Source organism: Kocuria varians, from assembly GCF_006539885.1.
Classification (GTDB): domain Bacteria; phylum Actinomycetota; class Actinomycetes; order Actinomycetales; family Micrococcaceae; genus Kocuria; species Kocuria varians.
The window spans coordinates 143,943-166,651 of sequence record NZ_BJNW01000001.1 but is presented as its reverse complement, the minus strand read 5'-3'; the positions used below and the strand labels follow the sequence as shown (position 1 = coordinate 166,651).

At 66.8% G+C, this 22,709-nt stretch carries 32 protein-coding genes; all 32 read left to right on the top strand.

Annotation, left to right across the window (positions count from 1 at the left end):
* The first annotated feature begins 67 nt into the window (after positions 1-67).
* The 32 genes from fusA (at position 68) to KVA01_RS00650 (ending at position 22,649) form a co-directional block, all read left to right on the top strand.
* Positions 68-2,182 (top strand): elongation factor G, encoded by a 2,115-nt coding sequence (gene fusA, locus KVA01_RS00805; protein WP_068468012.1) that lies wholly within the window; start codon positions 68-70, stop codon positions 2,180-2,182.
* Positions 2,183-2,341: 159 nt separating this feature from the next.
* Complete coding sequence (gene tuf / locus KVA01_RS00800; RefSeq protein ID WP_141268530.1) at positions 2,342-3,532, top strand: elongation factor Tu; 1,191 nt, start codon at positions 2,342-2,344, stop codon at positions 3,530-3,532.
* A 471-nt stretch (positions 3,533-4,003) separates the two neighbouring features.
* Entirely contained in the window at positions 4,004-4,312 is a 309-nt protein-coding gene (gene rpsJ / locus KVA01_RS00795; protein ID WP_003803825.1) for a 30S ribosomal protein S10, read from the top strand.
* Between the two features lie 16 nt (positions 4,313-4,328).
* Positions 4,329-4,985 carry a 50S ribosomal protein L3 gene (gene rplC / locus KVA01_RS00790; protein WP_068468011.1) on the top strand — a complete coding sequence of 219 codons (657 nt, stop codon included), beginning with the start codon at positions 4,329-4,331 and terminating at the stop codon, positions 4,983-4,985.
* 5 nt (positions 4,986-4,990) lie between these two features.
* Entirely contained in the window at positions 4,991-5,614 is a 624-nt protein-coding gene (gene rplD, locus KVA01_RS00785) for a 50S ribosomal protein L4 (RefSeq protein WP_068468009.1), read from the top strand.
* Complete coding sequence (gene rplW / locus KVA01_RS00780) at positions 5,611-5,916, top strand: 50S ribosomal protein L23 (RefSeq protein ID WP_068468007.1); 306 nt, start codon at positions 5,611-5,613, stop codon at positions 5,914-5,916. Before rplD ends, rplW begins: the two co-directional genes overlap by 4 nt.
* A gap of 31 nt (positions 5,917-5,947) precedes the next feature.
* Entirely contained in the window at positions 5,948-6,787 is an 840-nt protein-coding gene (rplB, locus tag KVA01_RS00775; RefSeq protein WP_068468004.1) for a 50S ribosomal protein L2, read from the top strand.
* A 12-nt stretch (positions 6,788-6,799) separates the two neighbouring features.
* Complete coding sequence (gene rpsS, locus KVA01_RS00770) at positions 6,800-7,081, top strand: 30S ribosomal protein S19 (RefSeq protein WP_035959716.1); 282 nt, start codon at positions 6,800-6,802, stop codon at positions 7,079-7,081.
* 53 nt (positions 7,082-7,134) lie between these two features.
* Entirely contained in the window at positions 7,135-7,500 is a 366-nt protein-coding gene (gene rplV / locus KVA01_RS00765) for a 50S ribosomal protein L22 (protein WP_055085353.1), read from the top strand.
* Positions 7,501-8,334: a 30S ribosomal protein S3 gene (gene rpsC / locus KVA01_RS00760; RefSeq protein ID WP_068468002.1), complete on the top strand. Its 834-nt coding sequence runs from the start codon at positions 7,501-7,503 to the stop codon at positions 8,332-8,334.
* Positions 8,334-8,750 (top strand): 50S ribosomal protein L16, encoded by a 417-nt coding sequence (gene rplP, locus KVA01_RS00755; protein ID WP_068468000.1) that lies wholly within the window; start codon positions 8,334-8,336, stop codon positions 8,748-8,750. Before rpsC ends, rplP begins: the two co-directional genes overlap by 1 nt.
* A 3-nt stretch (positions 8,751-8,753) precedes the next feature.
* Positions 8,754-9,050, top strand: a complete 297-nt coding sequence (gene rpmC, locus KVA01_RS00750; RefSeq protein ID WP_068467999.1) for a 50S ribosomal protein L29 — start codon at positions 8,754-8,756, stop codon at positions 9,048-9,050.
* Positions 9,047-9,334 (top strand): 30S ribosomal protein S17, encoded by a 288-nt coding sequence (gene rpsQ / locus KVA01_RS00745; protein WP_141268528.1) that lies wholly within the window; start codon positions 9,047-9,049, stop codon positions 9,332-9,334. Before rpmC ends, rpsQ begins: the two co-directional genes overlap by 4 nt.
* A gap of 147 nt (positions 9,335-9,481) precedes the next feature.
* Complete coding sequence (locus tag KVA01_RS00740; protein ID WP_141268526.1) at positions 9,482-10,864, top strand: enterochelin esterase domain-containing protein; 1,383 nt, start codon at positions 9,482-9,484, stop codon at positions 10,862-10,864.
* A 400-nt stretch (positions 10,865-11,264) separates the two neighbouring features.
* The gene (gene rplN / locus KVA01_RS00735; protein WP_012397698.1) at positions 11,265-11,633 is read left to right on the top strand and encodes a 50S ribosomal protein L14; all 369 of its coding nucleotides are present in this window, start codon (positions 11,265-11,267) and stop codon (positions 11,631-11,633) included.
* A 1-nt stretch (position 11,634) separates the two neighbouring features.
* Positions 11,635-11,973 carry a 50S ribosomal protein L24 gene (gene rplX, locus KVA01_RS00730; protein WP_068467993.1) on the top strand — a complete coding sequence of 113 codons (339 nt, stop codon included), beginning with the start codon at positions 11,635-11,637 and terminating at the stop codon, positions 11,971-11,973.
* Positions 11,973-12,542: a 50S ribosomal protein L5 gene (gene rplE, locus KVA01_RS00725; protein WP_068467991.1), complete on the top strand. Its 570-nt coding sequence runs from the start codon at positions 11,973-11,975 to the stop codon at positions 12,540-12,542. Before rplX ends, rplE begins: the two co-directional genes overlap by 1 nt.
* A 73-nt stretch (positions 12,543-12,615) precedes the next feature.
* Positions 12,616-13,014: a 30S ribosomal protein S8 gene (gene rpsH, locus KVA01_RS00720; RefSeq protein ID WP_012397701.1), complete on the top strand. Its 399-nt coding sequence runs from the start codon at positions 12,616-12,618 to the stop codon at positions 13,012-13,014.
* A 31-nt stretch (positions 13,015-13,045) separates the two neighbouring features.
* Positions 13,046-13,582: a 50S ribosomal protein L6 gene (rplF, locus tag KVA01_RS00715; RefSeq protein WP_068467989.1), complete on the top strand. Its 537-nt coding sequence runs from the start codon at positions 13,046-13,048 to the stop codon at positions 13,580-13,582.
* Positions 13,583-13,584: 2 nt separating this feature from the next.
* Positions 13,585-13,956 (top strand): 50S ribosomal protein L18, encoded by a 372-nt coding sequence (gene rplR / locus KVA01_RS00710; protein ID WP_068467987.1) that lies wholly within the window; start codon positions 13,585-13,587, stop codon positions 13,954-13,956.
* Positions 13,953-14,708, top strand: coding sequence for a 30S ribosomal protein S5 (gene rpsE / locus KVA01_RS00705; RefSeq protein WP_068467985.1), 756 nt, complete (start codon positions 13,953-13,955; stop codon positions 14,706-14,708). The genes rplR and rpsE overlap by 4 nt, the downstream gene beginning before the upstream one ends.
* A complete protein-coding gene (gene rpmD / locus KVA01_RS00700; RefSeq protein ID WP_068467983.1) occupies positions 14,708-14,914 on the top strand; it encodes a 50S ribosomal protein L30 in 207 nt (68 codons plus the stop codon). The genes rpsE and rpmD overlap by 1 nt, the downstream gene beginning before the upstream one ends.
* A gap of 2 nt (positions 14,915-14,916) precedes the next feature.
* On the top strand, positions 14,917-15,384 hold the full coding sequence (gene rplO, locus KVA01_RS00695; protein WP_068467981.1) for a 50S ribosomal protein L15: 468 nt from the start codon (positions 14,917-14,919) through the stop codon (positions 15,382-15,384).
* A gap of 188 nt (positions 15,385-15,572) precedes the next feature.
* Entirely contained in the window at positions 15,573-16,886 is a 1,314-nt protein-coding gene (secY, locus tag KVA01_RS00690; protein WP_068467979.1) for a preprotein translocase subunit SecY, read from the top strand.
* Positions 16,887-17,006: 120 nt separating this feature from the next.
* Complete coding sequence (locus KVA01_RS00685; RefSeq protein WP_141268524.1) at positions 17,007-17,573, top strand: adenylate kinase; 567 nt, start codon at positions 17,007-17,009, stop codon at positions 17,571-17,573.
* 126 nt (positions 17,574-17,699) lie between these two features.
* Positions 17,700-18,533 carry a type I methionyl aminopeptidase gene (map, locus tag KVA01_RS00680; protein ID WP_082810251.1) on the top strand — a complete coding sequence of 278 codons (834 nt, stop codon included), beginning with the start codon at positions 17,700-17,702 and terminating at the stop codon, positions 18,531-18,533.
* 106 nt (positions 18,534-18,639) lie between these two features.
* Complete coding sequence (gene rlmN / locus KVA01_RS00675) at positions 18,640-19,788, top strand: dual-specificity RNA methyltransferase RlmN (RefSeq protein WP_141268522.1); 1,149 nt, start codon at positions 18,640-18,642, stop codon at positions 19,786-19,788.
* Between the two features lie 276 nt (positions 19,789-20,064).
* Complete coding sequence (infA, locus tag KVA01_RS00670) at positions 20,065-20,286, top strand: translation initiation factor IF-1 (RefSeq protein WP_012397711.1); 222 nt, start codon at positions 20,065-20,067, stop codon at positions 20,284-20,286.
* A gap of 90 nt (positions 20,287-20,376) precedes the next feature.
* Positions 20,377-20,490 carry a 50S ribosomal protein L36 gene (gene rpmJ / locus KVA01_RS00665; protein ID WP_012397712.1) on the top strand — a complete coding sequence of 38 codons (114 nt, stop codon included), beginning with the start codon at positions 20,377-20,379 and terminating at the stop codon, positions 20,488-20,490.
* Between the two features lie 158 nt (positions 20,491-20,648).
* On the top strand, positions 20,649-21,017 hold the full coding sequence (rpsM, locus tag KVA01_RS00660; protein WP_012397713.1) for a 30S ribosomal protein S13: 369 nt from the start codon (positions 20,649-20,651) through the stop codon (positions 21,015-21,017).
* A gap of 58 nt (positions 21,018-21,075) precedes the next feature.
* Positions 21,076-21,480, top strand: coding sequence for a 30S ribosomal protein S11 (gene rpsK / locus KVA01_RS00655; RefSeq protein ID WP_012397714.1), 405 nt, complete (start codon positions 21,076-21,078; stop codon positions 21,478-21,480).
* A gap of 149 nt (positions 21,481-21,629) precedes the next feature.
* Positions 21,630-22,649: a DNA-directed RNA polymerase subunit alpha gene (locus tag KVA01_RS00650; RefSeq protein ID WP_068467973.1), complete on the top strand. Its 1,020-nt coding sequence runs from the start codon at positions 21,630-21,632 to the stop codon at positions 22,647-22,649.
* Positions 22,650-22,709 lie beyond the last annotated feature (60 nt).

Sequence of the window (22,709 nt, the reverse complement as noted above, 5' to 3'; positions counted from 1 at the left end):
CTGTCGGCCCCGCCCTGTGCGGGGCCGACGTCAGGGCCCGGCACCACCTTTTACGAAGGGAACCATCGTGGCACTCGACGTGCTTACCGACCTCAACAAGGTCCGCAATATCGGCATCATGGCTCACATCGATGCCGGTAAGACCACGACCACCGAACGAATCCTGTTCTACACGGGCATCAACCACAAGCTCGGCGAGACGCACGACGGTGCCTCCACGATGGACTGGATGGCGCAGGAGCAGGAACGCGGCATCACCATCACCTCCGCCGCGACCTCGTGCTACTGGCACGACTACCAGATCAACATCATCGACACCCCGGGCCACGTGGACTTCACGGTCGAGGTCGAGCGCTCCCTGCGCGTGCTCGACGGCGCCGTGGCGGTCTTCGACGGCAAGGAGGGCGTGGAGCCCCAGTCCGAGACCGTGTGGCGTCAGGCGGACAAGTACGAGGTCCCCCGCATCTGCTTCGTCAACAAGATGGACAAGCTGGGCGCGGACTTCTACTTCACCGTGGACACCATCAAGTCCCGTCTCGGTGCCACGCCGCTCGTGCTCCAGCTGCCGATCGGCGCGGAGAACGACTTCGTGGGCGTCATCGACCTCGTGACCATGAAGGCGCTCGTCTGGGAGGGCGACTCCAAGGGCGACGTCTCCCTGGGTGCCAAGTACGAGACCCGCGAGATCCCCGAGGACCTCAAGGACCGCGCGGACGACTACCGCAACCAGCTCGTCGAGGCCGTGGCCGAGGCGGACGACGACCTCATGGAGAAGTACCTCGGCGGCGAGGAGCTCACCGAGGCCGAGATCAAGGCCGGCATCCGCAAGCTCACGATCAACTCGCAGGCGTACCCCGTGCTGTGCGGCTCCGCGTTCAAGAACCGCGGCGTGCAGCCCATGCTCGACGCCGTGGTGGACTACCTGCCCTCCCCGCTCGACGTGGAGGACGTGCAGGGTCACGCGGTCAACGACGAGGAAGAGGTCATGACCCGCACCGCGGACGCCAACGGCCCCTTCGCGGCGCTGGCGTTCAAGGTCGCCTCGCACCCGTTCTACGGCCAGCTCACGTACATCCGCGTGTACTCCGGCAAGGCCAAGGCCGGCGAGCAGGTCATGAACTCGACCAAGGGCAAGCGCGAGCGCATCGGCAAGCTCTTCCAGATGCACTCCAACAAGGAGAACCCGGTGGACGAGATCTCCGCCGGTCACATCTACGCCGCGATCGGTCTGAAGGACACCACCACCGGTGACACCCTCTCGGACCCGAGCAACCAGATCGTGCTGGAGTCCATGAGCTTCCCGGCGCCGGTGATCTTCGTGGCCATCGAGCCCAAGACCAAGGGTGACCAGGAGAAGCTCTCCACGGCCATCCAGAAGCTCTCGGCGGAGGACCCCACCTTCACGGTGTCCCTCAACGACGAGACCGGTCAGACCGAGATCGGCGGCATGGGCGAGCTCCACCTGGACATCCTGGTGGACCGCATGAAGCGCGAGTTCAAGGTCGAGGCCAACGTGGGCAAGCCCCAGGTGGCCTACCGCGAGACGATCAAGAAGGCCGTCGAGAAGGTCGACTACACCCACAAGAAGCAGACCGGTGGTTCCGGCCAGTTCGCGAAGGTGCAGGTCTCCTTCGAGCCGCTGCCGCTCGACGCCGAGGAGCTGTACGAGTTCGACAACGCCGTGACCGGTGGTCGCGTGCCGCGCGAGTACATCCCCTCCGTGGACCACGGCATCCAGGACGCCATGCAGCTCGGCATCCTGGCCGGCTACCCGGTCGTGGGCGTCAAGGCCACCCTGGTGGACGGCGCCTACCACGACGTCGATTCCTCGGAGATGGCGTTCAAGATCGCCGGTTCCATGGTCTTCAAGGAAGGCGCCCGCCGCGCCAACCCGGTCCTGCTCGAGCCGCTGATGGCCGTCGAGGTGCGCACGCCCGAGGAGTACATGGGCGACGTCATCGGCGACCTCAACTCGCGCCGTGGCCAGATCCAGTCCATGGAGGACGTCACGGGCGTCAAGCTCGTCTCGGCACTCGTGCCGCTGTCCGAGATGTTCGGCTACATCGGCGACCTGCGGTCCAAGACCCAGGGCCGCGCCGTGTACTCGATGCAGTTCGACAGCTACTCGGAGGTCCCCAAGGCGGTCGCCGAGGAGATCATCCAGAAGAACCGCGGCGAGTGACCCACCGGGGTCCCACCCCACAATTTCAGTAAGATCACAATCCAGAAGTAGACTTGCACAGGTTTCGACACGCGCAGCGCTTGCCGCGCTGTGGTCACAGGCTCCGTGGCCCGGAGCAGTCGAGCAAGTCTCACCTCAATGTTCTAGGAGGAACACACCATGGCGAAGGCCAAGTTCGAGCGCAACAAGCCGCACCTCAACATCGGCACCATCGGCCACGTTGACCACGGCAAGACCACGCTCACCGCTGCGATCTCCAAGGTCCTGGCGGACAAGTACCCGGACGTCAACGAGCAGCGCGACTTCGGTGCCATCGACTCCGCCCCGGAGGAGAAGCAGCGCGGCATCACGATCAACATCGCGCACATCGAGTACCAGACCGACAAGCGCCACTACGCCCACGTGGACGCCCCGGGCCACGCGGACTACGTGAAGAACATGATCACCGGTGCCGCTCAGATGGACGGCGCGATCCTCGTGGTCGCCGCCACCGACGGCCCCATGGCGCAGACCCGCGAGCACGTGCTGCTCGCCCGCCAGGTGGGCGTGCCCTACCTGCTGGTCGCGCTGAACAAGTCCGACATGGTCGACGACGAAGAGCTGCTCGACCTCGTCGAGATGGAGGTCCGCGAGCTGCTGTCGGACCAGGGCTTCGACGGCGACAACGCTCCCGTCGTGCGCGTCTCCGCGCTGAAGGCCCTCGAGGGTGACCCCCAGTGGGTCAAGTCCGTCGAGGACCTCATGGAGGCCGTGGACGAGAACGTGCCGGACCCGGTCCGCGACACCGACAAGCCCTTCCTGATGCCCATCGAGGACGTCTTCACCATCACCGGTCGTGGCACCGTGGTGACGGGCCGCGCCGAGCGCGGTACCCTGCCGATCAACTCCGAGGTCGAGATCGTGGGCATCCGCCCCGTTCAGAAGACCACGGTCACTGGCATCGAGATGTTCCACAAGCAGATGGACGAGGCCATGGCCGGCGAGAACTGCGGCCTGCTGCTGCGCGGTCTCAAGCGCGACGACGTCGAGCGCGGCCAGGTTGTCTGCAAGCCGGGTTCCATCACCCCGCACACGGACTTCGAGGCCAACGTCTACATCCTGTCCAAGGAAGAGGGCGGGCGTCACAACCCGTTCTACTCGAACTACCGCCCGCAGTTCTACTTCCGCACCACGGACGTCACCGGCGTCATCACGCTGCCCGAGGGCACCGAGATGGTCATGCCCGGTGACAACACCGAGATGACGGTCGAGCTGATCCAGCCGATCGCCATGGAGGAGGGCCTCGGCTTCGCCATCCGTGAGGGTGGCCGCACCGTGGGCTCGGGCCGCGTCACCAAGATCATCAAGTAATGTCGATGATCACCGGGTGAGGCGCTGCGCCTGACCTGTGAAACGCCCCGCACTCCCCTCAGGGGAGTGCGGGGCTTTTCCGTGCCCGGGTTTGCGCACCCCCGCCATTCTCTGGCAGAATGGCCGCTGTTGTTCGCTCAGCGGCGCGAGAAATCGCGCGCTCAGCACGAACGGACGTCATCGCGAGAACCGGGTGCAAGGCAGTTGTGCAACCGAAGCAAACGCAATGCACCGAAGTCCGCGCGACCGCGCCGCGAACAGCCACTTTTCACCGGCACCGGATCAATGTGTGTGGATTCGGCCGCGTCGCTCCCCGCGACACGCCCGAGTTCGGGTGCCGGAGCCCCGACAGGGTGAGGAACCCGGAATCGTCCGGATTCAGTCTGTGCGGGGTGGCGGGAGACACCGCCGAGCACAAGGAGTCCTGGACTCCATACAGGGAAGTACTTGAAGAAAGAGAGTCACGACGCCATGGCGGGACAAAAAATCCGCATCCGGCTGAAGTCCTATGACCACGAGGTCATCGACGTCTCGGCCCGGAAGATCGTTGAGACGGTGACGCGCGCAGGTGCAACGGTGGTGGGACCCGTCCCGCTGCCCACCGAGAAGAACGTGTACTGCGTCATCCGCTCGCCGCACAAGTACAAGGACAGCCGTGAGCACTTCGAGATGCGCACGCACAAGCGGCTGATCGACATCATCGACCCCACGCCCAAGGCCGTCGACTCGCTCATGCGTCTCGACCTGCCCGCTGACGTGAACATCGAAATCAAGCTGTAAAAAGGATCGCACCCCAATGACTACCACTTTCGAACGCCAGGTGAAGGGCCTGCTGGGCACCAAGCTCGGCATGACCCAGGTCTGGGACGAGAACGGGAAGTTCGTGCCGGTGACCGTGGTCAAGGCCGACTCCAACGTCGTGACGCAGCTGCGCAACGAGGACAAGGACGGCTACAACGCCGTCCAGATCGGCTTCGGTGCGATCGATCCCCGCAAGGTGACCAAGCCCCTGGCCGGTCACTTCGCCGCTGCCGGCGTGACGCCCCGCCGCCACGTCGTCGAGCTTCGTACTTCCGACGCCGCCGACTACGAGCTGGGACAGGCACTGTCCGTGGAGCTCTTCGAGTCCGGCGCCAAGGTTGACGTCGTCGGCACCACCAAGGGCAAGGGCACCGCCGGTGTCATGAAGCGTCACGGCTTCTCCGGCGTGGGCGCCTCCCACGGTGCACATAAGAACCACCGCAAGCCGGGTTCCATCGGCGGCGCGTCGTACCCCGCACGCGTGTTCAAGGGCATGCGCATGGCCGGCCGGATGGGCAACGCCCGTCACACGACCATGAACCTGACCGTGCACGCGGTCGACGCCGAGAACTCCCTGCTGCTCATCAAGGGCGCCCTGCCGGGCCCCAAGGGATCGGTCGTCCTCGTCCGTTCCTCCGTGAAGGGAGCTTGATACTCATGGCAACTGAAACCGTCAACGTCGAGCTGCCCGCTGAGATCTTCGACGCGCAGACCAATGTGGCGCTGCTGCACCAGGTCGTCGTCGCCCAGCTGGCCGCCGCCCGCCAGGGCACGCACAAGACCAAGACGCGCGCCGAGGTCTCGGGCGCGGGCCGCAAGCCGTTCAAGCAGAAGGGCACCGGCCGGGCTCGTCAGGGCTCCATCCGCGCTCCTCACATGACCGGCGGTGGCGTGGTGCACGGCCCCACGCCGCGTGACTACTCCCAGCGCACGCCCAAGAAGATGAAGGCCGCCGCCCTGCGCGGTGCCCTCTCGGACCGGGCACGCAACGGCCGCATCCACGTGGTGGCGCAGATCGTGAGCGGCGAGCAGCCGTCCACGAAGGCCGCCAAGGACACTCTGCGTTCGGTCTCCGAGCGCAAGAACCTGCTGGTCGTGCTGGGCCGCGGCGAGGACACCGCCGCGCTGTCCGTGCGCAACCTGGTGGACGTGCACGCCGTGTACGCCGACCAGCTCAACACGTACGACGTGCTCGTCTCGGACGACGTGGTCTTCACCAAGGCCGCCTACGACTCGTTCGTCGCAGCTGCGTCCGGTAGCAAGCAGGAGGACGCGAAGTGAGCGTTATCTACAACAAGGACCCGCGCGACGTCATCATCCGTCCCGTGGTCTCCGAGAAGTCCTACGGCCTGATCGACGAGGGCAAGTACACCTTCCAGGTGGATCCCTCGGCGAACAAGACCGAGATCAAGTTCGCGATCGAGCACATCTTCGGTGTGAAGGTTGCGTCCGTGAACACTCTCAACCGTCCCGGCAAGCGCAAGCGCACGCGCTTCGGCTGGGGACAGCGCAAGGCAACCAAGCGTGCCGTCGTGTCCCTCCGGGAAGGCTCCATCGACATCTTCGGCGGTCCGCTCTCCTGAGCGGAGACCACTTTAACGAGGAACTCAAAACATGGCTATCCGTAAGCACAAGCCGACAACCCCGGGCCGTCGCGGCTCGTCGGTGTCGGACTTCGTAGAAATCACGCGCACCACGCCCGAGAAGTCCCTGGTGCGTCCCCTGCCCAAGAAGGGCGGCCGCAACAACACGGGCCGCATCACCACCCGTCACAAGGGTGGTGGGCACAAGCGCCAGTACCGCGTGATCGACTTCCGTCGTCACGACAAGGACGGCGTGGACGCCAAGGTCGCCCACATCGAGTACGACCCGAACCGCACCGCGCGCATCGCGCTGCTGCACTACGTGGACGGCACGAAGCGCTACATCATCGCGCCGAACCGCCTGAAGCAGGGCGACGTCGTGGAGTCGGGTCCCAACGCGGACATCAAGCCGGGCAACAACCTGCCGCTGCGCAACATCCCCGTGGGCACCGTGATCCACGCCGTGGAGCTGCGTCCGGGTGGGGGAGCCAAGCTCGCCCGTTCCGCCGGTGCCTCCGTGCAGCTCGTCGCCCGTGAGGGCAAGTACGGCCAGCTGCGCCTGCCCTCCGGCGAGATCCGCAACGTGGACGTGCGCTGCCGCGCGACGATCGGCGAGGTCGGCAACGCCGAGCAGTCGAACATCAACTGGGGCAAGGCCGGCCGCAACCGCTGGAAGGGCATCCGCCCGACCGTGCGCGGTGTGGTCATGAACCCCGTGGACCACCCGCACGGTGGTGGCGAGGGCAAGACCTCCGGTGGTCGTCACCCGGTCAACCCGAACGGTAAGCCCGAGGGACGCACCCGTCGCCCCAACAAGGAAAGCGACAAGCTCATCGTGCGTCGTCGTCGTACCGGCAAGAACAAGCGCTAAGGAGCCTGACTAATGCCACGCAGCCTCAAGAAGGGCCCTTTCGTTGATCAGCACCTCTTCGTGAAGGTCGCCAAGGAGAACGAGAAGGGCACCAAGAACGTCATCAAGACGTGGTCCCGCCGCTCGATGATCGTGCCCGACATGCTCGGCCACACGATCGCCGTGCACGACGGACGCAAGCATGTCCCGGTGTTCATCACTGAGTCGATGGTCGGGCACAAGCTCGGCGAATTCGCCCCCACCCGCACGTTCCGCGGCCATGTGAAGGACGACAAGAAGGGCAAGCGTCGCTGACCCCTCGGGGTGAGAACGCTGCACTTCTTCGACAAGACGAGAGAAGGAAAGCAATGGAAGCCAAGGCATCTGCGCGCTACATCCGCGTGACGCCTATGAAGGCCCGGCGCGTCGTCAACCTGATTCGTGGCCAGCAGGCGAATGAGGCATTGGCGATTCTGAAGTTTGCCCCCCAGGCAGCTTCCGAGCCGGTGTTCAAGGTGCTCGAGTCCGCCGTGGCGAATGCCCGGCAGAAGGCCGACCGCGAGGGTCTCGCGTTCAAGCCGGAAGACCTCGTGGTCTCCGCCGCCTTCGTGGACGAGGGTCCGACCATGAAGCGGTTCCAGCCGCGTGCCCAGGGCCGTGCGTACCGCATCAACAAGCGCACGAGCCACGTGACCGTGGTCGTGGCGACCCCGGAGAAGGAGGAGGTCCGCTAAGTGGGACAGAAAATCAACCCCAACGGATTCCGTCTGGGCATCACCACCGACCACGTCTCGCACTGGTACGCGGACTCGAACCAGCCGGGTCAGCGCTACAAGGACTACATCCGCGAGGACGTGAAGATCCGCGAGCTCATGTCCAAGGGCATGGACCGCGCCGGCATCTCCAAGGTCGAGATCGAGCGCACCCGTGACCGTGTCCGCGTGGACATCCACACGGCTCGCCCGGGCATCGTCATCGGCCGCCGCGGCGCCGAGGCGGACCGGATCCGCGGTGAGCTCGAGAAGCTCACGGGCAAGCAGATCCAGCTGAACATCCTCGAGGTCAAGAACCCCGAGATCGATGCTCAGCTCGTGGCCCAGGGCGTTGCCGAGCAGCTCGCCTCGCGTGTCGCGTTCCGTCGCGCCATGAAGAAGGCCATCCAGTCCGCGCAGCGTGCGGGCGCCAAGGGTATCCGTATCCAGTGCGCCGGCCGTCTGGGCGGTGCGGAGATGTCCCGTTCGGAGTTCTACCGCGAAGGCCGTGTGCCCCTGCACACCCTGCGTGCGAACATCGACTACGGGTTCTTCGAGGCCAAGACCACCTTCGGCCGCATCGGCGTGAAGGTCTGGATCTACAAGGGCGACCTCACCGACAAGGAACTGGCTGCCCAGCAGGCCGCTGCTCCGTCCTCGCGCGGACGCAACGACCGCCGCGGCGGCGGTGCCGGCGAGCGTCGTCGTCGTCCCAATGACCGCAACGACCGTGGTGGGCGCCGTGAGCGCGACTCCGCGGCCGCCCCGCAGCAGAACACCGCCGCGGAGGCCAACAACGCAGAGGGTGGTAAGTAATGCTCATCCCACGTCGTGTGAAGTTCCGCAAGCAGCACCGCCCGCGCCGTCGGGGAGAGGCCAAGGGCGGAACGCAGGTCACGTTCGGTGAGTGGGGCATCCAGGCTCTGAGCCCGGCGTACGTCACGAACCGTCAGATCGAGGCCGCGCGTATCGCCATGACCCGCCACATCAAGCGTGGCGGCAAGGTCTGGATCAACATCTACCCGGACCGTCCCCTGACCAAGAAGCCCGCCGAGACCCGCATGGGTTCCGGTAAGGGTTCCCCCGAGTGGTGGATCGCCAACGTCAAGCCCGGACGCGTGATGTTCGAGATCTCCGGTGTGAGCGAGGAAGTGGCCCGTGAGGCGCTGCGCCTGGCAATCCACAAGCTCCCGATGAAGGCACGCATCGTGCGTCGCGAAGGCGGTGAATGATCAATGGCTATTGGGTCCAAGGATCTGAACATGGACAACCTCTCGGCTCTTGACACCGGTGCCCTCACCGATCAGCTGCGCAAGTCCAAGGAAGAGCTGTTCAACCTGCGCTTCCAGGCGGCAACCGGTCAGCTCGAGGGCAACGGTCGGCTGAAGTCCGTCAAGCGTGACATCGCCCGGATCTACACCGTGCTGCGTGAGCGCGAGCTCGGGATCCGCGAGGACGTGGCGCCGGCTGCTGAGAAGACCGAGAAGAAAGCCTCGAAGAAGGCTGCCAAGTCCGAGGGTGATGCCAAGTGAGCGAGCAGGTCAACAACGAAACGGCCGCGGCCGAGCGCGGTGACCGCAAGTCCCGCCGGGGCTACGTGGTTTCCGACAAGATGGACAAGACCGTGGTGGTCCAGGTCGAGGATCGCGTCAAGCACGCGCTCTACGGCAAGGTGCTGCGCAAGTCCAAGCGCGTCAAGGCGCACGACGAGGAGAACGCCTGCGGCGTCGGCGACCTCGTGCGCATCGCCGAGACCCGTCCGCTGTCCGCCGACAAGAACTGGCGGATCGTGGAGATCGTCGAGAAGGCCAAGTAAGTCCTTCGCGATGAGCGATCATTCGTTGGCCCCGTTCCGGTTCGTTCCGGAGCGGGGCCTTCGTCGTACCCAGGGGCGCCGCTACGGCGTCATCGGGAACCTCGACCCACGCATTCGCAAGCGCACCGCTCGGAAGGTCGTGCACCCATGAGTCCTGCATCAGCGCACGAGCCGGGGGCCCGACGCCGCCCGCCCAAGCTGCCGCGGCCGGAGCCGGTACCGCTGGCGGATGGTCCGTCGGTGCTCGCGTGGGAGCGTGCTCTCACGCCCGGTTCCCCTGCGGAGGGCGAGACGGTGCGTCGTGCGATCGCCGAGGCCCTGCGGGCCGGGACCCCGCTGCGCGAGACGGGGCCTGCCGGGGTGGACGGCAGCCGATGCGAGTACGTGACGTTCCTCTACGAGGACGCCCATGCGGACGAGGTGCTGCTGTTCGTCAACCGGCTGACGGACGAGTCCCGTCTCCAGGACTCGTTGATGCGCCGTCTGCCGGGCACCGACGTGTGGCACCTGGGCTACCTCATGGCCGCCACCTGGCGTGCCTCCTACTGCTTCCTGCCCGTCCCGCAGGGTCGTCCCGCGCCGTGGAGCGCGGTCTCCGACCAGGTGGGCGTCCGCGCAGCCCTGGACCGCGGCGTGCCCGATCCCCGCAACCCCGAGCGCTGCCCGGCCCGGGGCGGACGGGAGCTGAGCGTCGTCTCCCTGGCGGAGGCAGGCGTGTCCCCGTGGCCGGTGCGCCCTGACCCCGAGGCCCCCGTGCCGCAGTGGCTCTCGGCACCCGCTGATCACCGGGTGCTCGTGGAGTCCTGCGGTGTGGCACCGGGGGAGGGGGCGAGCACCGCCCCGGTGGTCGTGCTCTTCGACGGCGAGGTCTGGTGGGAGCAGGGGGTGGTGGGTGCCGTGCGTGCAGCGGTCGCGGCCGGTGCACTGGCTCCTGTGCACCTGGTGCTCCTGGACTCCGGCGGCACCAGGAAACGGTGGGTCGAGCTGGACGGAACCGGCGGGATCGAGGACTACCTCGCGGACGAGCTGCTGCCGTGGGTCGCGCAGCGCGCGGGGGTGTGCCTCGAACCGCAGCGAGTGGCCACCGCGGGCCAGAGCCTCGGCGGTCTCTCGGCCATCCTGTGCACCCTGCGCCGGCCGGACGCGGTGGCGGGCGCCGTCGCGCAGTCGTCGTCGCTGTGGCAGCCCTACCCGGAGGACGAGCTGCGGGCCCTCGTCGAGGCGGACGGTGCACGCGCGCTGGAGCGGACCAGGATCGTGATGGAGGTCGGCGAGCAGGAGTGGGTCCTGACCGGTCCCCACGACCACTTCGCCGAGCAGCTGCGACAGACCCCCGCGAGCCTGCGCTACCGGCGCTTCAACGGGGGCCACGACTATGCCTGCTGGCGGGAGGGGCTCGTCCCCGCTCTCGTGGAGCTCTTCCCCGGCCCTCACGGACCGGACCACGCGGCGACGACGCCGCCGGGCCGGCCGGGGACGGCCGTCTCCAGGGCGTCGACCCCGGTTGGTGATCTGCCCCGAACGCGGTAGAGTGGGCCGGTACGCGTGTCGACGCACGTGTGCTCTCACTCTGACTTCGACCCTGCTGAGTCAGAATCACGTCCCGGGTGTGCGCCTCGAGCGCGGGCCGCAGGACGGAAGCAAGCCGCCGTGGCACGCCACGGTGCGGCTCCGCTGCACCGAGGTGCGGCGAAGGCTGCACATCTTGCTCGTTGATTCTGCGCACGGTCGCGAATCCGAGGGGAGCAGCAGGCGGGATCACCCGCCCACCACGTGCGAACGTCCACCGCGTACAACTCTGCACACGCCCCGGGCCCCTCCTACGGCCACGGGGAGCACCGTGACGCGGAGCGTTCACACGACCACCGTTCCGCAAGGCTCGACATTCAGCAGGTTTGGATGAGAACCAGCGCGACGACAGGAGTATTCAGTGATTCAGCAGGAATCGCGGCTGAGGGTGGCCGACAACACGGGTGCGAAGGAAATTCTCACCATCCGTGTGCTCGGTGGATCCGGACGCCGCTACGCAGGCATTGGTGACGTCATCGTCGCCACCGTCAAGGACGCCATCCCCGGCGGCAACGTCAAGAAGGGCGACGTCGTGAAGGCGGTTGTGGTCCGTACCAAGAAGCAGAGGCGCCGTCCCGACGGTTCCTACATCCGTTTCGACGAGAACGCCGCAGTGATCTTGAAGAACGACGGGGACCCCCGCGGCACGCGCATCTTCGGTCCCGTGGGCCGCGAGCTGCGCGACAAGAAGTTCATGAAGATCGTCTCGCTGGCTCCGGAGGTGCTCTGACATGGCGAAATTCAAGATCAAGACCGGCGACCTCGTGCAGGTCATCACCGGCAAGAACAAGGGCGAGCAGGGCAAGGTTCTGCGCGTGAACACCGAGACCTCCCGCGTGGTGGTCGAGGGTGTCAACGTGGTGACCAAGCACAAGCGCGCCAACGCCCAGGGCGAAGCCGGCGGCCTCGTCAAGGTTGAGGCTCCGATCCACATCTCCAACGTGATGCTCGTGGATCCCGAGACCGGCAAGCCGACCCGTGTGGGCTACCGCACCGAGACCGTGGAGCGCGACGGCAAGCAGAAGACCGTCCGCGTTCGCGTGTCCAAGAGCACCGGCAAGGATCTGTGATGAGCGAAACGACCGAAATCAAGTTCACCCCCCGGTTCAAGACCAAGTACCAGGAGACCGTGGCCCCGGCCCTTCAGGAACAGTTCGGCTACTCGAACGTCATGGAGATGCCCCGCGTGGTCAAGGTCGTGGTCAACATGGGTCTGGGCGAGGCGGCCAAGGACTCCAAGCTGGTGGACAACGCCATCAAGGACCTCACCGCCATCACCGGCCAGAAGCCCGTGGTCAACCGTGCCAAGAAGTCCATCGCGCAGTTCAAGCTCCGCGAGGGAATGCCCATCGGCGCGCACGTCACCATGCGTGGCGACCGCATGTGGGAGTTCCTGGACCGTCTGGTCACGCTCGCGCTGCCGCGCATCCGTGACTTCCGTGGCCTGTCGGACCGTCACTTCGACGGCAACGGCAACTACACCTTCGGCTTGACGGAACAGTCCATGTTCCACGAGATCGACCAGGACCGGATCGACCGCGTCCGCGGCATGGACATCACCGTGGTCACCTCCGCCAAGACCGACGACGAGGGTCGCGCGCTGCTCAAGGCGCTCGGCTTCCCGTTCAAGACCAACTGATTCATCGACGTCAGAAGGTCCCTGCGGGCTGTAACCGGCAGGGAAACCCTGACGAGGAAGGGCTGAAGCCCACATGACAATGACAGATCCTGTGGCAGACATGCTGACGCGTCTGCGCAACGCGAACTCCGCCTATCACGACACCGTGAGCATGCCGTACTCCAAGCTGAAGGCTCGGATCGCGGAGATCCTCAAGGCCGAGGGCTACATCGCGGACTGGAGCGAAGAGCCCGCGCGGGTCGGCAAGACGCTGACCCTGTCGCTGAAGTTCGGTTCCAACCGTGAGCGCTCAATCGCCGGTGTTCGCCGCATCTCCAAGCCGGGCCTGCGCGTGTACGCGAAGTCCACCAACCTCCCTCGGGTGTTCGGTGGCCTCGGTATCGCGATCCTGTCCACCTCCTCCGGGTTGCTGACTGACAAGCAGGCCGGCAAGAAGGGCGTGGGCGGGGAAGTCCTCGCGTACGTCTGGTAACCGGTAGCACAGAAGAAGAAAGGAAGAAGACATGTCACGTATTGGACGTCTCCCGATCTCTGTGCCCGCCGGTGTGGAGGTTTCCGTGGACGGTTCCGTGGTGTCGGTGAAGGGCCCCAAGGGCTCCCTCACCCAGACCGTCGCGGCGCCGATCACCGTGGTCGTCGAGGACGGCACCGTTCAGGTGTCCCGCCCCAACGACGAGCGCGAGTCCCGCTCGCTGCACGGTCTCACGCGTTCCCTGATCGCCAACATGATCCAGGGTGTGTCCGAGGGATACACCAAGCAGCTGGAGATCGTGGGCACCGGTTACCGCGTGCAGGCCAAGGGCGCCGACCTCGAGTTCGCCCTGGGCTACAGCCACCCGGTTCCCTTCAGCGCGCCGGAGGGCATCACGCTCTCGGTCGAGGGGAACAACAAGGTCGCCGTGTCCGGCATCGACAAGCAGCAGGTTGGCCAGGTCGCCGCGAAGATCCGCTCCCTGCGTCTGCCCGATCCCTACAAGGGCAAGGGTGTTCGTTACGCCGGCGAGCAGATCCGCCGCAAGGCCGGAAAGGCTGGTAAGTAATCATGGCTCTCGTAATCAAGGGCAAGTCGAAGGCTGCTCAGCGGGCACGGCGTCACCGCCGCGTGCGCAAGAACATCGCCGGAACCGCGCTGCGCCCCCGCCTGGTGGTCACGCGTTCCACGCGCCACATGGTCGCCCAGGTGATCGACGACGACAAGGGCTTCACCCTCGTCTCGGCGTCCACCATGGAGGACGCCCTGCGCGCCTCGTCGGACGACAAGACCGCCAAGGCCAAGCGCATCGGTGAGCTGATCGCCGAGCGCGCCAAGGCCGCGGGGATCGAGACCGTCGTGTTCGACCGCGGCGGCAACAAGTACCACGGCCGTGTGGCCGCGGTGGCCGAGGGTGCCCGTGAAGGAGGTCTGGCGCTGTGAGCGAGCAGAAGAACGAGAAGGAAACTCAGGTGAGTGAAGCCACCACCGGTTCCAACGAGACGACCGAGGCCTCCGCCTCGAGCCGTCAGGGGACCGACGAGAACCGCGGTGGACGCGGCAGCCGCAACGAGCGCGGCGGTCGCGGCAACGACCGTGGCGGTCGCGGCAACGACCGTGGCGGCCGTGGCAACGACCGCGGTGGCCGCGGAGGACGTGGCGGTCGGGACGACGACAAGGACAAGTTCCTCGAGCGCGTCGTGACCATCAACCGCGTGTCCAAGGTCGTCAAGGGTGGTCGTCGCTTCAGCTTCACCGCCCTGGTGGTCGTCGGTGACGGCAACGGCATGGTCGGTGTCGGCTACGGCAAGGCTAAGGAAGTTCCCGCCGCGATCTCCAAGGGTGTCGAGGAGGCCAAGAAGAACTTCTTCCGGGTCCCCCGCATCGAGGACCGCACCATCCCGCACCGTGTGCAGGGTGAGGCGGCGGCCGGTGTCGTCATGCTGCGTCCGGCCACGCCGGGTACCGGTGTGATCGCCGGTGGTCCGGTGCGCGCCGTGCTGGAGTGCGCCGGCATCCACGACGTGCTGTCGAAGTCGCTCGGCTCGTCCAACCAGATCAACATCGTGCACGCGACCATCCAGGCGCTGCGTGAGCTCGAGGAGCCCGCGTCCGTGGCCGCCCGTCGTGGGCTGCCCATGGACGAGGTCGTTCCCGCGCCGCTGTTGCGTGAGATCCAGAAGGCAGGTGCCTGATGAACGGAAAGCGCGTTCAGGCCACCGGCGCGACCCTGCTCGTGAAGCAGGTCCGCTCCGTGGTCGGTCAGAAGCAGAACATGCGCGACACGTTGCGTTCGCTCGGTCTCAAGCGTCCGGGCCAGGTCGTGGAGCGGAAGGCCGATGCGGCCACCGTGGGCATGATCAACACGGTGTCGCATCTCGTAGAGGTTGAGGAGGCTTGAGCATGGCTGAGAACACCGAGAGCAAGCGCCACGCTCTGAAGGTCCACCACCTGCGTCCCGCCCCCGGATCGCACCAGGCCAAGACCCGTCTTGGCCGCGGTGAGGCCTCCAAGGGCAAGACCGCCGGTCGCGGCACCAAGGGCACCAAGGCGCGGTACCAGGTCAAGGCCGGTTTCGCGGGCGGCCAGCTGCCGCTGCAGATGCGTCTGCCCAAACTGCGCGGGTTCAAGAACCCGTTCCGCGTGGAGTACCAGGTCGTGAACCTGGACCGTCTGGGCGAGCTGTTCCCCGAGGGTGGCACCGTCACCGTCGCGGATCTGGTCGCCAAGGGCGCGGTTCGCAAGAACCAGCCCGTCAAGGTGCTGGGCAGCGGAGAGATCTCCGTGGCCCTGAACATCACCGCGGACAAGTTCTCAGCCTCCGCGGCCGAGAAGATCGCCGCGGCTGGCGGGTCCACGCAGAACGCGTGAGCGCAGACCAGCGTCCGGTTGTAGGGTGAATCCCTGAACTGGAGCGGGCCCCGTGCCGGATTGCCGGCGCGGGGCCCGCTGCTTTACCAGGATGTTGTCACGCGGGCCACGCGGCTGCGCGCGCATCCTTGGCTAGACTTGCCCGGGGTCGGAACCGACCGGGCCACCACGCTTCTGAAGGAGGACCTGTGCTCAGTGCTTTCGCGCGGGCGTTCACCACGCCGGAACTGCGCAACAAGCTGCTGTTCACCCTCGGGATCATCGTGATCTACCGGTTGGGAACGTTCATCCCCGCACCCGGTGTGGACTACGGCAACGTCCAGCAGTGCCTGGCGATGGGCAACACCACCGGTGGTGCGTACGACCTGGTCAACCTGTTCAGCGGCGGCGCACTCCTGCAGCTGTCGATCTTCGCGCTGGGCGTGATGCCCTACATCACGGCGAGCATCATCATCCAGCTGCTGCGCGTGGTCATCCCGCGCTTCCAGGAGCTGCACGACGAGGGCGCCCAGGGGCAGACGAAGCTCACGCAGTACACGCGCTACCTCACGATCGGGCTCGCCGCGCTGAACGCGACCACGGTGATCTCCCTGGCCCGCTCCGGCAACCTGCTGGGCAACTGCTCGCTGCCGATCATCCCGGACGACTCGCTGCCCGTGCTGGTCATCATGATCCTCACCATGACCGCGGGCACCACCGTGATCATGTGGCTCGGTGAGCGCATCACGGACCGCGGCGTGGGCAACGGCATGTCGCTGCTGATCTTCACCTCCATCGCCGCCACGTTCCCCAACGCCCTCGGCGAGATCCTTCGGACCCGCGGGTGGGGCATCTTCCTGGGCGTGTGCGCGATCGGCCTGGTGGTCATCACGTGCGTGGTGTTCGTGGAGCAGTCGCAGCGTCGGATCCCGGTGCAGTACGCGAAGCGCATGGTCGGGCGCCGCACCATCGGCGGCACGAGCACGTACATCCCGCTGAAGGTCAACATGGCCGGCGTGACTCCCATCATCTTCGCGTCCTCCATGCTGATGCTGCCCACGATGATCGCCCAGTTCGCCACTCCGGACGACGGCAGCCCCATCCCGGGCTGGGTCACGTGGATCAACACCTACCTCGCCCGCGGCGACCACCCCGTCTACATGACCGTGTACTTCCTGCTGATCGTGGCGTTCACGTACTTCTACGTGTCCATCACGTTCAACCCGGAAGAGGTCTCCAACAACATGAAGCGCTACGGCGGCTTCATCCCCGGCATCCGGGCCGGGCGCCCCACCGAGAACTACCTGCGCTACGTGCTGACCCGCATCACCCTGCCGGGAGCGCTGTACCTGGGCGTCATCTCGATGATCCCGCTCATCGCGCTCGTGGCCTTCGGCGCCAACCAGAACTTCCCGTTCGGCGGTCCCTCGCTGCTGATCATGGTGGGTGTGGGCCTGGACACCGTGAAGCAGATCGACGCCCAGCTGCAGCAGCGTCACCACGAGGGCCTGCTGCGCGCCTGAGCTCGTCGGGCCCGGCGTGCACCCTGGCCCGCACGCCCGGGGGCTGGGACGCGGCCGGTGGACCGCGTCCTCGGGCCGGTAGAATCCGGTAGGAAGTGCACGCTGACGCAAGGAGAGAGCATGACCCGCATGTTGATCATCGGACCGCCCGGCGCGGGCAAGGGTACCCAGGCCGAGCGGATCTGCGACCGCCTGGGCGTGCCCGCCATCTCCACGGGGGATATCTTCCGCGCGAACATCAAGGAGCAGACGGAGCTGGGCCACGAGGCCCAGACCTACACGGACGCCGGCAACCTCGTACCGGACTCCGTGACCAACCGCATGGTCCGGGACCGGTTATCGCAGCAGGACGTCGAGCAGGGCTTCCTGCTGGACGGCTACCCGCGCACGGTCGCGCAGGTCGAGGAGCTGGACCGCATTCTCGAGGCCAACGGCGTCTCGCTGGACGTGGTGCTGCTGCTCACGGCGGACAAGGACGAACTCGTGGCCCGGCTGCTCGGCCGTGCCCGGGAGCAGGGCCGCACGGACGACACCGAGGACGTCATCCGCCACCGCCTGGACGTCTACGACGAGCAGACGGCCCCGGTGGTCGACGTCTACGAGCAGCGCGGCATCGTCTCGCGCGTGGACGGCCTCGGCAGCATCGACGAGGTGACCGAGCGGATCCTCACGGAGCTGCCCAGCTGAGTCCGCCTCACCACCCCGAGCCCCCGGCACCGATGCGCGGCATCGCGCCGGGGGCTCAGCACTGACACCCGCCGGGTCTCGGCACCGAGGCCTCTGTGGGCCCCCTCGAGGAAGGAACGTGGCACCGTGTTCGGACGCCGCAAGATCCAAGTGAAGTCGGACGCCGAGCTGGCCGTCATGGCCCGGGCGGGCGTGGTGACGTCGCGCGCGCTCGACGCCGCCGTGGCAGCGGCCGTGCCCGGTGCCACCACCGCGGACCTGGACCGCGCGTTCCGCGCCGTCCTGGACGAGTACGACGCCGGGTCCAACTTCCTCGGCTACTACGGCTACCCGGCCACGGTGTGCACCTCCGTCAACGACGAGGTGGTCCACGGGATCCCGGGCGAGCGGGAGCTCGTGGACGGAGACATCATCTCGATCGACGGCGGCGCGATCGTCGAGGGCTGGCACGGGGACTCCGCGCGTACAGTGCTCGTGGGGGAGCACCGCGACCCCGCGGACCAGGAGCTCTCGGACGTCACGCGCGCGGCCATGTGGCGCGGTGTCGCGGCCATGGCCACCGGAACCCACGTGGGGGACATCGGCCTGGCCGTGGAGACCTACGTGCGCACCACGGTGGGCTCGCGCCTGGGCATCCTGGAGGACTACGTGGGCCACGGCATCGGCACCGAGATGCACATGGACCCGGACGTCCCGAACTTCGCCGTGGACGGCAGGACCCCCAGGCTCGTCACCGGCATGGCGCTGGCGATCGAGCCCATGCTCGTGCGCGGCGGCATCGAGACCCGTACCCTCGAGGACGACTGGACCGTCGTGACCGTGGACGGTTCGCGCGCGAGCCAGTGGGAGCACACCGTGTGCCGGCACAGCCAGGGCGTGTGGGTGCTGACCGCCGAGGACGGCGGCGCTTCCGAGCTCGAGCCGCTCGGTGTGCACCCCGTTCCCGTCCCCACCGACTGAGTTCACCCGGTGCCATGCCCCGCTGACCGGCCCCGCCTACCGGGCGCCACCGTCTGAGGAGCCTTCACCCGGCCCCGTCACCCCTGAGAACAGGGAGAGGAAAACCATGACTGCCCAGCCCGTAGAGATCACCCCGCGCCCGGAGGCGGGCCAGCTCGTCTTCAAGCCCGCCCGTCGCGGCAAGCCGCCCGTGCACCTGGCGGACCTGGACATGGCGGGCCGCAAGCAGCTGCTGAAGGAGGCGGGCTACCCCGCGTTCCGCGCCTCCCAGCTGTCCAAGCACTACTTCGAGCGCTTCGAGTCGGACCCGGCCGCGATGACGGACCTGCCCGCGGACCAGCGGGAGGACCTGGTGGCCAAGGCCATGCCGCCGCTGCTGAAGACCGTCAAGCAGCTGCGCGCGGACCAGGGCATGACCGTGAAGTCGGTGCACCGCCTGTTCGACAACGCGATGGTCGAGTCCGTGCTGATGCGCTACGACAAGCGGGTGACCATGTGCATCTCCTCGCAGGCCGGCTGCGGCATGAACTGCCCGTTCTGCGCGACGGGACAGTCCGGTTTGACCCGCAACCTCTCTGCTGCGGAGATCGTGGACCAGGTGGTCCAGGGCGTGCGGGCCCTGCGCGACGGCGCCGTGGGGGACCCGGAGGAGGCCCCGCAGCGGGTGTCGAACATCGTCTTCATGGGCATGGGGGAGGCGCTGGCCAACTACCGCGCGACCATGGGTGCGGTGCACCGCATCATCGACCCCTCCCCGGAGGGCCTCGGCATCTCCGCGCGCGGGCTCACGATGTCCACGGTGGGGCTGGTGCCCGGCATCCGGAAGTTCACGCGCGAGAAGCTGCCGATCACCCTGGCCCTGTCCCTGCACGCGCCGGACGACGAGCTGCGCGACGAGCTGATCCCCATCAACACCCGGTGGAAGGTGGACGAGGCCCTCGACGCCGCCCGTGACTACTACGACGTGACGGGCCGGCGCGTGTCCATCGAGTACGCCCTGATCCGGGACATCAACGACCAGGGCTGGCGCGCGGACCTGCTGGGCGAGAAGCTCAACAAGCGAGGCGGCGGCTGGGTGCACGTGAACCCCATCCCGCTGAACCCCACCCCGGGGTCCAAGTGGACCGCCTCGCGCCCCGGCGTGGAGCAGAACTTCGTGGAACGCCTGCGCGCCCACGGCATCCCCACCACGGTGCGCGACACCCGCGGTTCCGACATCGACGGTGCGTGCGGCCAGCTGGCCACGGACGTGTGACGACGCCGCCGCGTCGTCGTCGTCAGCCCTGATCCGCGGTGCGTGCCGCGCAGCCCGAGCCGCGGCAGCCCTGCGGGCTCGGGGCGCGGTTGCGTAGCGCCCCGGAACCACGTAGTATCGTGCGTTGGTTGTTTGTGCTCGCTGACAGAGCCGTGCCCACCCACCTCGACCCCCACTCCCACGCGCGGTGCGGGGTTGTTCGTCTGGGGAGCCGGATCGCTGCGGGCACCGCCGTCCGGATAGACAACCGGACCCCTCGAGAAGTTAGCGGAGGATATGGCCAAGAAAGACGGAGTCATCGAGATCGAAGGCACTGTGGTCGAGGCACTGCCCAATGCGTCGTTTCGTGTTGAGCTGACCAACGGTCACAAGGTGCTCGCCCACATCTCTGGCAAGATGCGCCAGCACTACATCCGGATCCTCCCCGAGGACCGTGTCGTGGTGGAGCTGAGCCCCTATGACCTTTCCCGAGGCCGGATCGTCTACCGCTACAAGTAGCATCCGCGCCCACGGTGGAACGGGCAGGGGAACCTGCGCGAGCACGGTGGTGCGAGTGCATACGCCATTACTAGTACGCGAAGGAATGCGATGAAGGTCCAACCGAGCGTCAAGCAGATCTGCGACAAGTGCAAGGTGATCCGCCGCAACGGCCGGGTCATGGTGATCTGCGAGAACCCCCGGCACAAGCAGCGCCAGGGCTGACGGGAACTCTCCCGCCCACGCAAGTGGATTGACAAGAACGGACACCGCAGCCGCCGCCCCCGGGCGCGGCAACCCCCGGCACGGAGGCCGGAGACCGATCGGCTCTCGATCGGGACGCGGTGTTCAGGACCTCCGGGAAAACAAGGAGAACCGCCACTATGGCTCGTCTCGCAGGCGTCGATCTTCCCCGTGAAAAGCGGCTGGAAGTTGCGCTGACCTACATCTACGGCGTGGGCCGTACCCGTGCACTGGAAACCCTGGAGGCCACTGGCATCTCCGGTGACGTGCGCGTCAAGGATCTCACCGATCCGCAGCTCGTGGAGCTGCGTGACTACATCGAAGGCAACTACAAGGTCGAAGGCGATCTCCGCCGCGAAGTGGCCGCCGACATCCGCCGCAAGGTCGAGATCGGCAGCTACCAGGGCCTGCGCCACCGTCGTGGACTGCCCGTCCACGGCCAGCGCACCAAGACCAACGCCCGTACCCGCAAGGGTCCCAAGCGCACGGTCGCCGGTAAGAAGAAGTAATCGTGGTCGCCACCGAGCGGGTGGCTGATCAACGTCGAAGATCTTTGTAGGAGAATCCATGGCCCAGAAGACCCGCGCGACGGCTGCTCGTAAGCCCCGTCGCAAAGTGAACAAGAATGTGACCCAAGGCCAGGCGCACATCAAGTCCACGTTCAACAACACCATCGTTTCCATCACCGATCCCTCGGGTGCGGTCCTGTCCTGGGCCTCGGCCGGCGGCATGGGCTTCAAGGGCTCGCGCAAGTCCACCCCGTTCGCCGCGCAGCAGGCCGCCGAGGCCGCTGCCAAGGGCGCGCAGGAGCACGGCATGCGCAAGGTGGATGTGTTCGTCAAGGGCCCGGGGTCCGGTCGAGAGACCGCGATCCGCGCCCTACAGGCCACCGGCCTGGAGGTCGGCTCGATCCAGGACGTCACCCCGTCCGCGCACAACGGCTGCCGTCCGCCGAAGCGCCGTCGCGTCTGACACGTCACGCGCGGCCACCACGACCCTGCCGGGCCGGGGTGGCCGCGCATCGACGCGGTGAACTCGCCTGCTCACCGCGGCATCCACCCATTTTGTTTTCCACCACCTGCGTGCGTCATATGGCGGAGGCACGCTGAAAGGAAACATCAGTGCTCATCGCACAGCGCCCCACCCTCACGGAAGAGGCTGTGGCCGAGAACCGTTCCCGGTTCGTGATCGAACCGCTGGAGCCTGGTTTCGGGTACACGCTCGGCAACTCCCTGCGTCGCACGCTGCTCTCGTCCATCCCTGGTGCCTCCGTGACCAGCATCCGCATCGACGGCGTGCTGCACGAGTTCTCCACGGTCGAGGGTGTCAAGGAAGACGTCACCGAGCTGATCCTCAACATCAAGAAGCTCTCCCTGTCCTCGGAGGAGGACGAGCCCGTCACGGCGTGGCTGCGCAAGCAGGGACCGGGTGAGGTCACGGCTGCGGACATCTCCGCACCGGCCGGTGTCGAGGTCCACAACCCCGAGCTGCACATCGCCACGCTGAACTCGAAGGGCCAGCTCGAGATCGAGCTGACCATCGAGCGCGGTCGCGGCTACGTCTCGGCGTCGCAGAACAAGTCGGGTGACGCGGAGGTCGGCCGGATCCCGGTGGACTCCATCTACTCGCCCGTGCTCAAGGTGACCTTCCGCGTGGAGGCCACCCGTGTCGAGCAGCGCACCGACTTCGACAAGCTCGTGCTGGACGTGGAGACCAAGGAGGCCATCTCCCCGCGTTACGCGGTGGCCTCTGCCGGTACCACCCTGGTCGAGCTGTTCGGTCTCGCCCGCGAGCTGAACTCGTCGGCCGAGGGCATCGAGATCGGGCCGTCGCCCACGGACGCCGCTGCGGCCGCGGACATGGCGCTGCCCATCGAGGACCTCGAGCTGTCCGTGCGCTCGTACAACTGCCTCAAGCGCGAAGGCATCCACAGCGTGGGTGAACTGGTGGGGCGTTCGGAGGCGGATCTCATGGACATCCGCAACTTCGGCGCGAAGTCCATCGACGAGGTCAAGGACAAGCTCGGTGAGCTCGGCCTGGCCCTCAAGGATTCCCCTCCGGGCTACGACCTCGCCGCCCACGCGGCGTCCCTCGAGGACGAGGACGACGACAACAACCCGTTCGACGTCGATCTCGACTGACGCCCACTTCACTTCTTGTGCCCCGCGGCCGCTGAGCGGACCGCGAGGGCCCGAACTCCA

What these genes read in the sequence shown, in the direction of transcription:
- rpmJ (WP_012397712.1), top strand. Translation starts at nt 20,377, where the DNA reads ATGAAGGTCCAACCGAGCGTCAAGCAGATCTGCGACAAGTGCAAGGTG.
- rplV (WP_055085353.1), top strand. Translation starts at nt 7,135, where the DNA reads ATGGAAGCCAAGGCATCTGCGCGCTACATCCGCGTGACGCCTATGAAG.
- rplE (WP_068467991.1), top strand. Translation starts at nt 11,973, where the DNA reads ATGAGCGAAACGACCGAAATCAAGTTCACCCCCCGGTTCAAGACCAAG.
- infA (WP_012397711.1), top strand. Translation starts at nt 20,065, where the DNA reads ATGGCCAAGAAAGACGGAGTCATCGAGATCGAAGGCACTGTGGTCGAG.
- rpsH (WP_012397701.1), top strand. Translation starts at nt 12,616, where the DNA reads ATGACAATGACAGATCCTGTGGCAGACATGCTGACGCGTCTGCGCAAC.
- rpsK (WP_012397714.1), top strand. Translation starts at nt 21,076, where the DNA reads ATGGCCCAGAAGACCCGCGCGACGGCTGCTCGTAAGCCCCGTCGCAAA.
- rlmN (WP_141268522.1), top strand. Translation starts at nt 18,640, where the DNA reads ATGACTGCCCAGCCCGTAGAGATCACCCCGCGCCCGGAGGCGGGCCAG.
- rplC (WP_068468011.1), top strand. Translation starts at nt 4,329, where the DNA reads ATGACTACCACTTTCGAACGCCAGGTGAAGGGCCTGCTGGGCACCAAG.
- rplO (WP_068467981.1), top strand. Translation starts at nt 14,917, where the DNA reads ATGGCTGAGAACACCGAGAGCAAGCGCCACGCTCTGAAGGTCCACCAC.
- tuf (WP_141268530.1), top strand. Translation starts at nt 2,342, where the DNA reads ATGGCGAAGGCCAAGTTCGAGCGCAACAAGCCGCACCTCAACATCGGC.
- rplB (WP_068468004.1), top strand. Translation starts at nt 5,948, where the DNA reads ATGGCTATCCGTAAGCACAAGCCGACAACCCCGGGCCGTCGCGGCTCG.
- rpmC (WP_068467999.1), top strand. Translation starts at nt 8,754, where the DNA reads ATGGCTATTGGGTCCAAGGATCTGAACATGGACAACCTCTCGGCTCTT.
- KVA01_RS00685 (WP_141268524.1), top strand. Translation starts at nt 17,007, where the DNA reads ATGACCCGCATGTTGATCATCGGACCGCCCGGCGCGGGCAAGGGTACC.
- rplR (WP_068467987.1), top strand. Translation starts at nt 13,585, where the DNA reads ATGGCTCTCGTAATCAAGGGCAAGTCGAAGGCTGCTCAGCGGGCACGG.
- rpsM (WP_012397713.1), top strand. Translation starts at nt 20,649, where the DNA reads ATGGCTCGTCTCGCAGGCGTCGATCTTCCCCGTGAAAAGCGGCTGGAA.
- rpsS (WP_035959716.1), top strand. Translation starts at nt 6,800, where the DNA reads ATGCCACGCAGCCTCAAGAAGGGCCCTTTCGTTGATCAGCACCTCTTC.
- rplX (WP_068467993.1), top strand. Translation starts at nt 11,635, where the DNA reads ATGGCGAAATTCAAGATCAAGACCGGCGACCTCGTGCAGGTCATCACC.
- rplD (WP_068468009.1), top strand. Translation starts at nt 4,991, where the DNA reads ATGGCAACTGAAACCGTCAACGTCGAGCTGCCCGCTGAGATCTTCGAC.
- rplF (WP_068467989.1), top strand. Translation starts at nt 13,046, where the DNA reads ATGTCACGTATTGGACGTCTCCCGATCTCTGTGCCCGCCGGTGTGGAG.
- rplP (WP_068468000.1), top strand. Translation starts at nt 8,334, where the DNA reads ATGCTCATCCCACGTCGTGTGAAGTTCCGCAAGCAGCACCGCCCGCGC.
- KVA01_RS00740 (WP_141268526.1), top strand. Translation starts at nt 9,482, where the DNA reads ATGAGTCCTGCATCAGCGCACGAGCCGGGGGCCCGACGCCGCCCGCCC.
- rpmD (WP_068467983.1), top strand. Translation starts at nt 14,708, where the DNA reads ATGAACGGAAAGCGCGTTCAGGCCACCGGCGCGACCCTGCTCGTGAAG.
- rpsJ (WP_003803825.1), top strand. Translation starts at nt 4,004, where the DNA reads ATGGCGGGACAAAAAATCCGCATCCGGCTGAAGTCCTATGACCACGAG.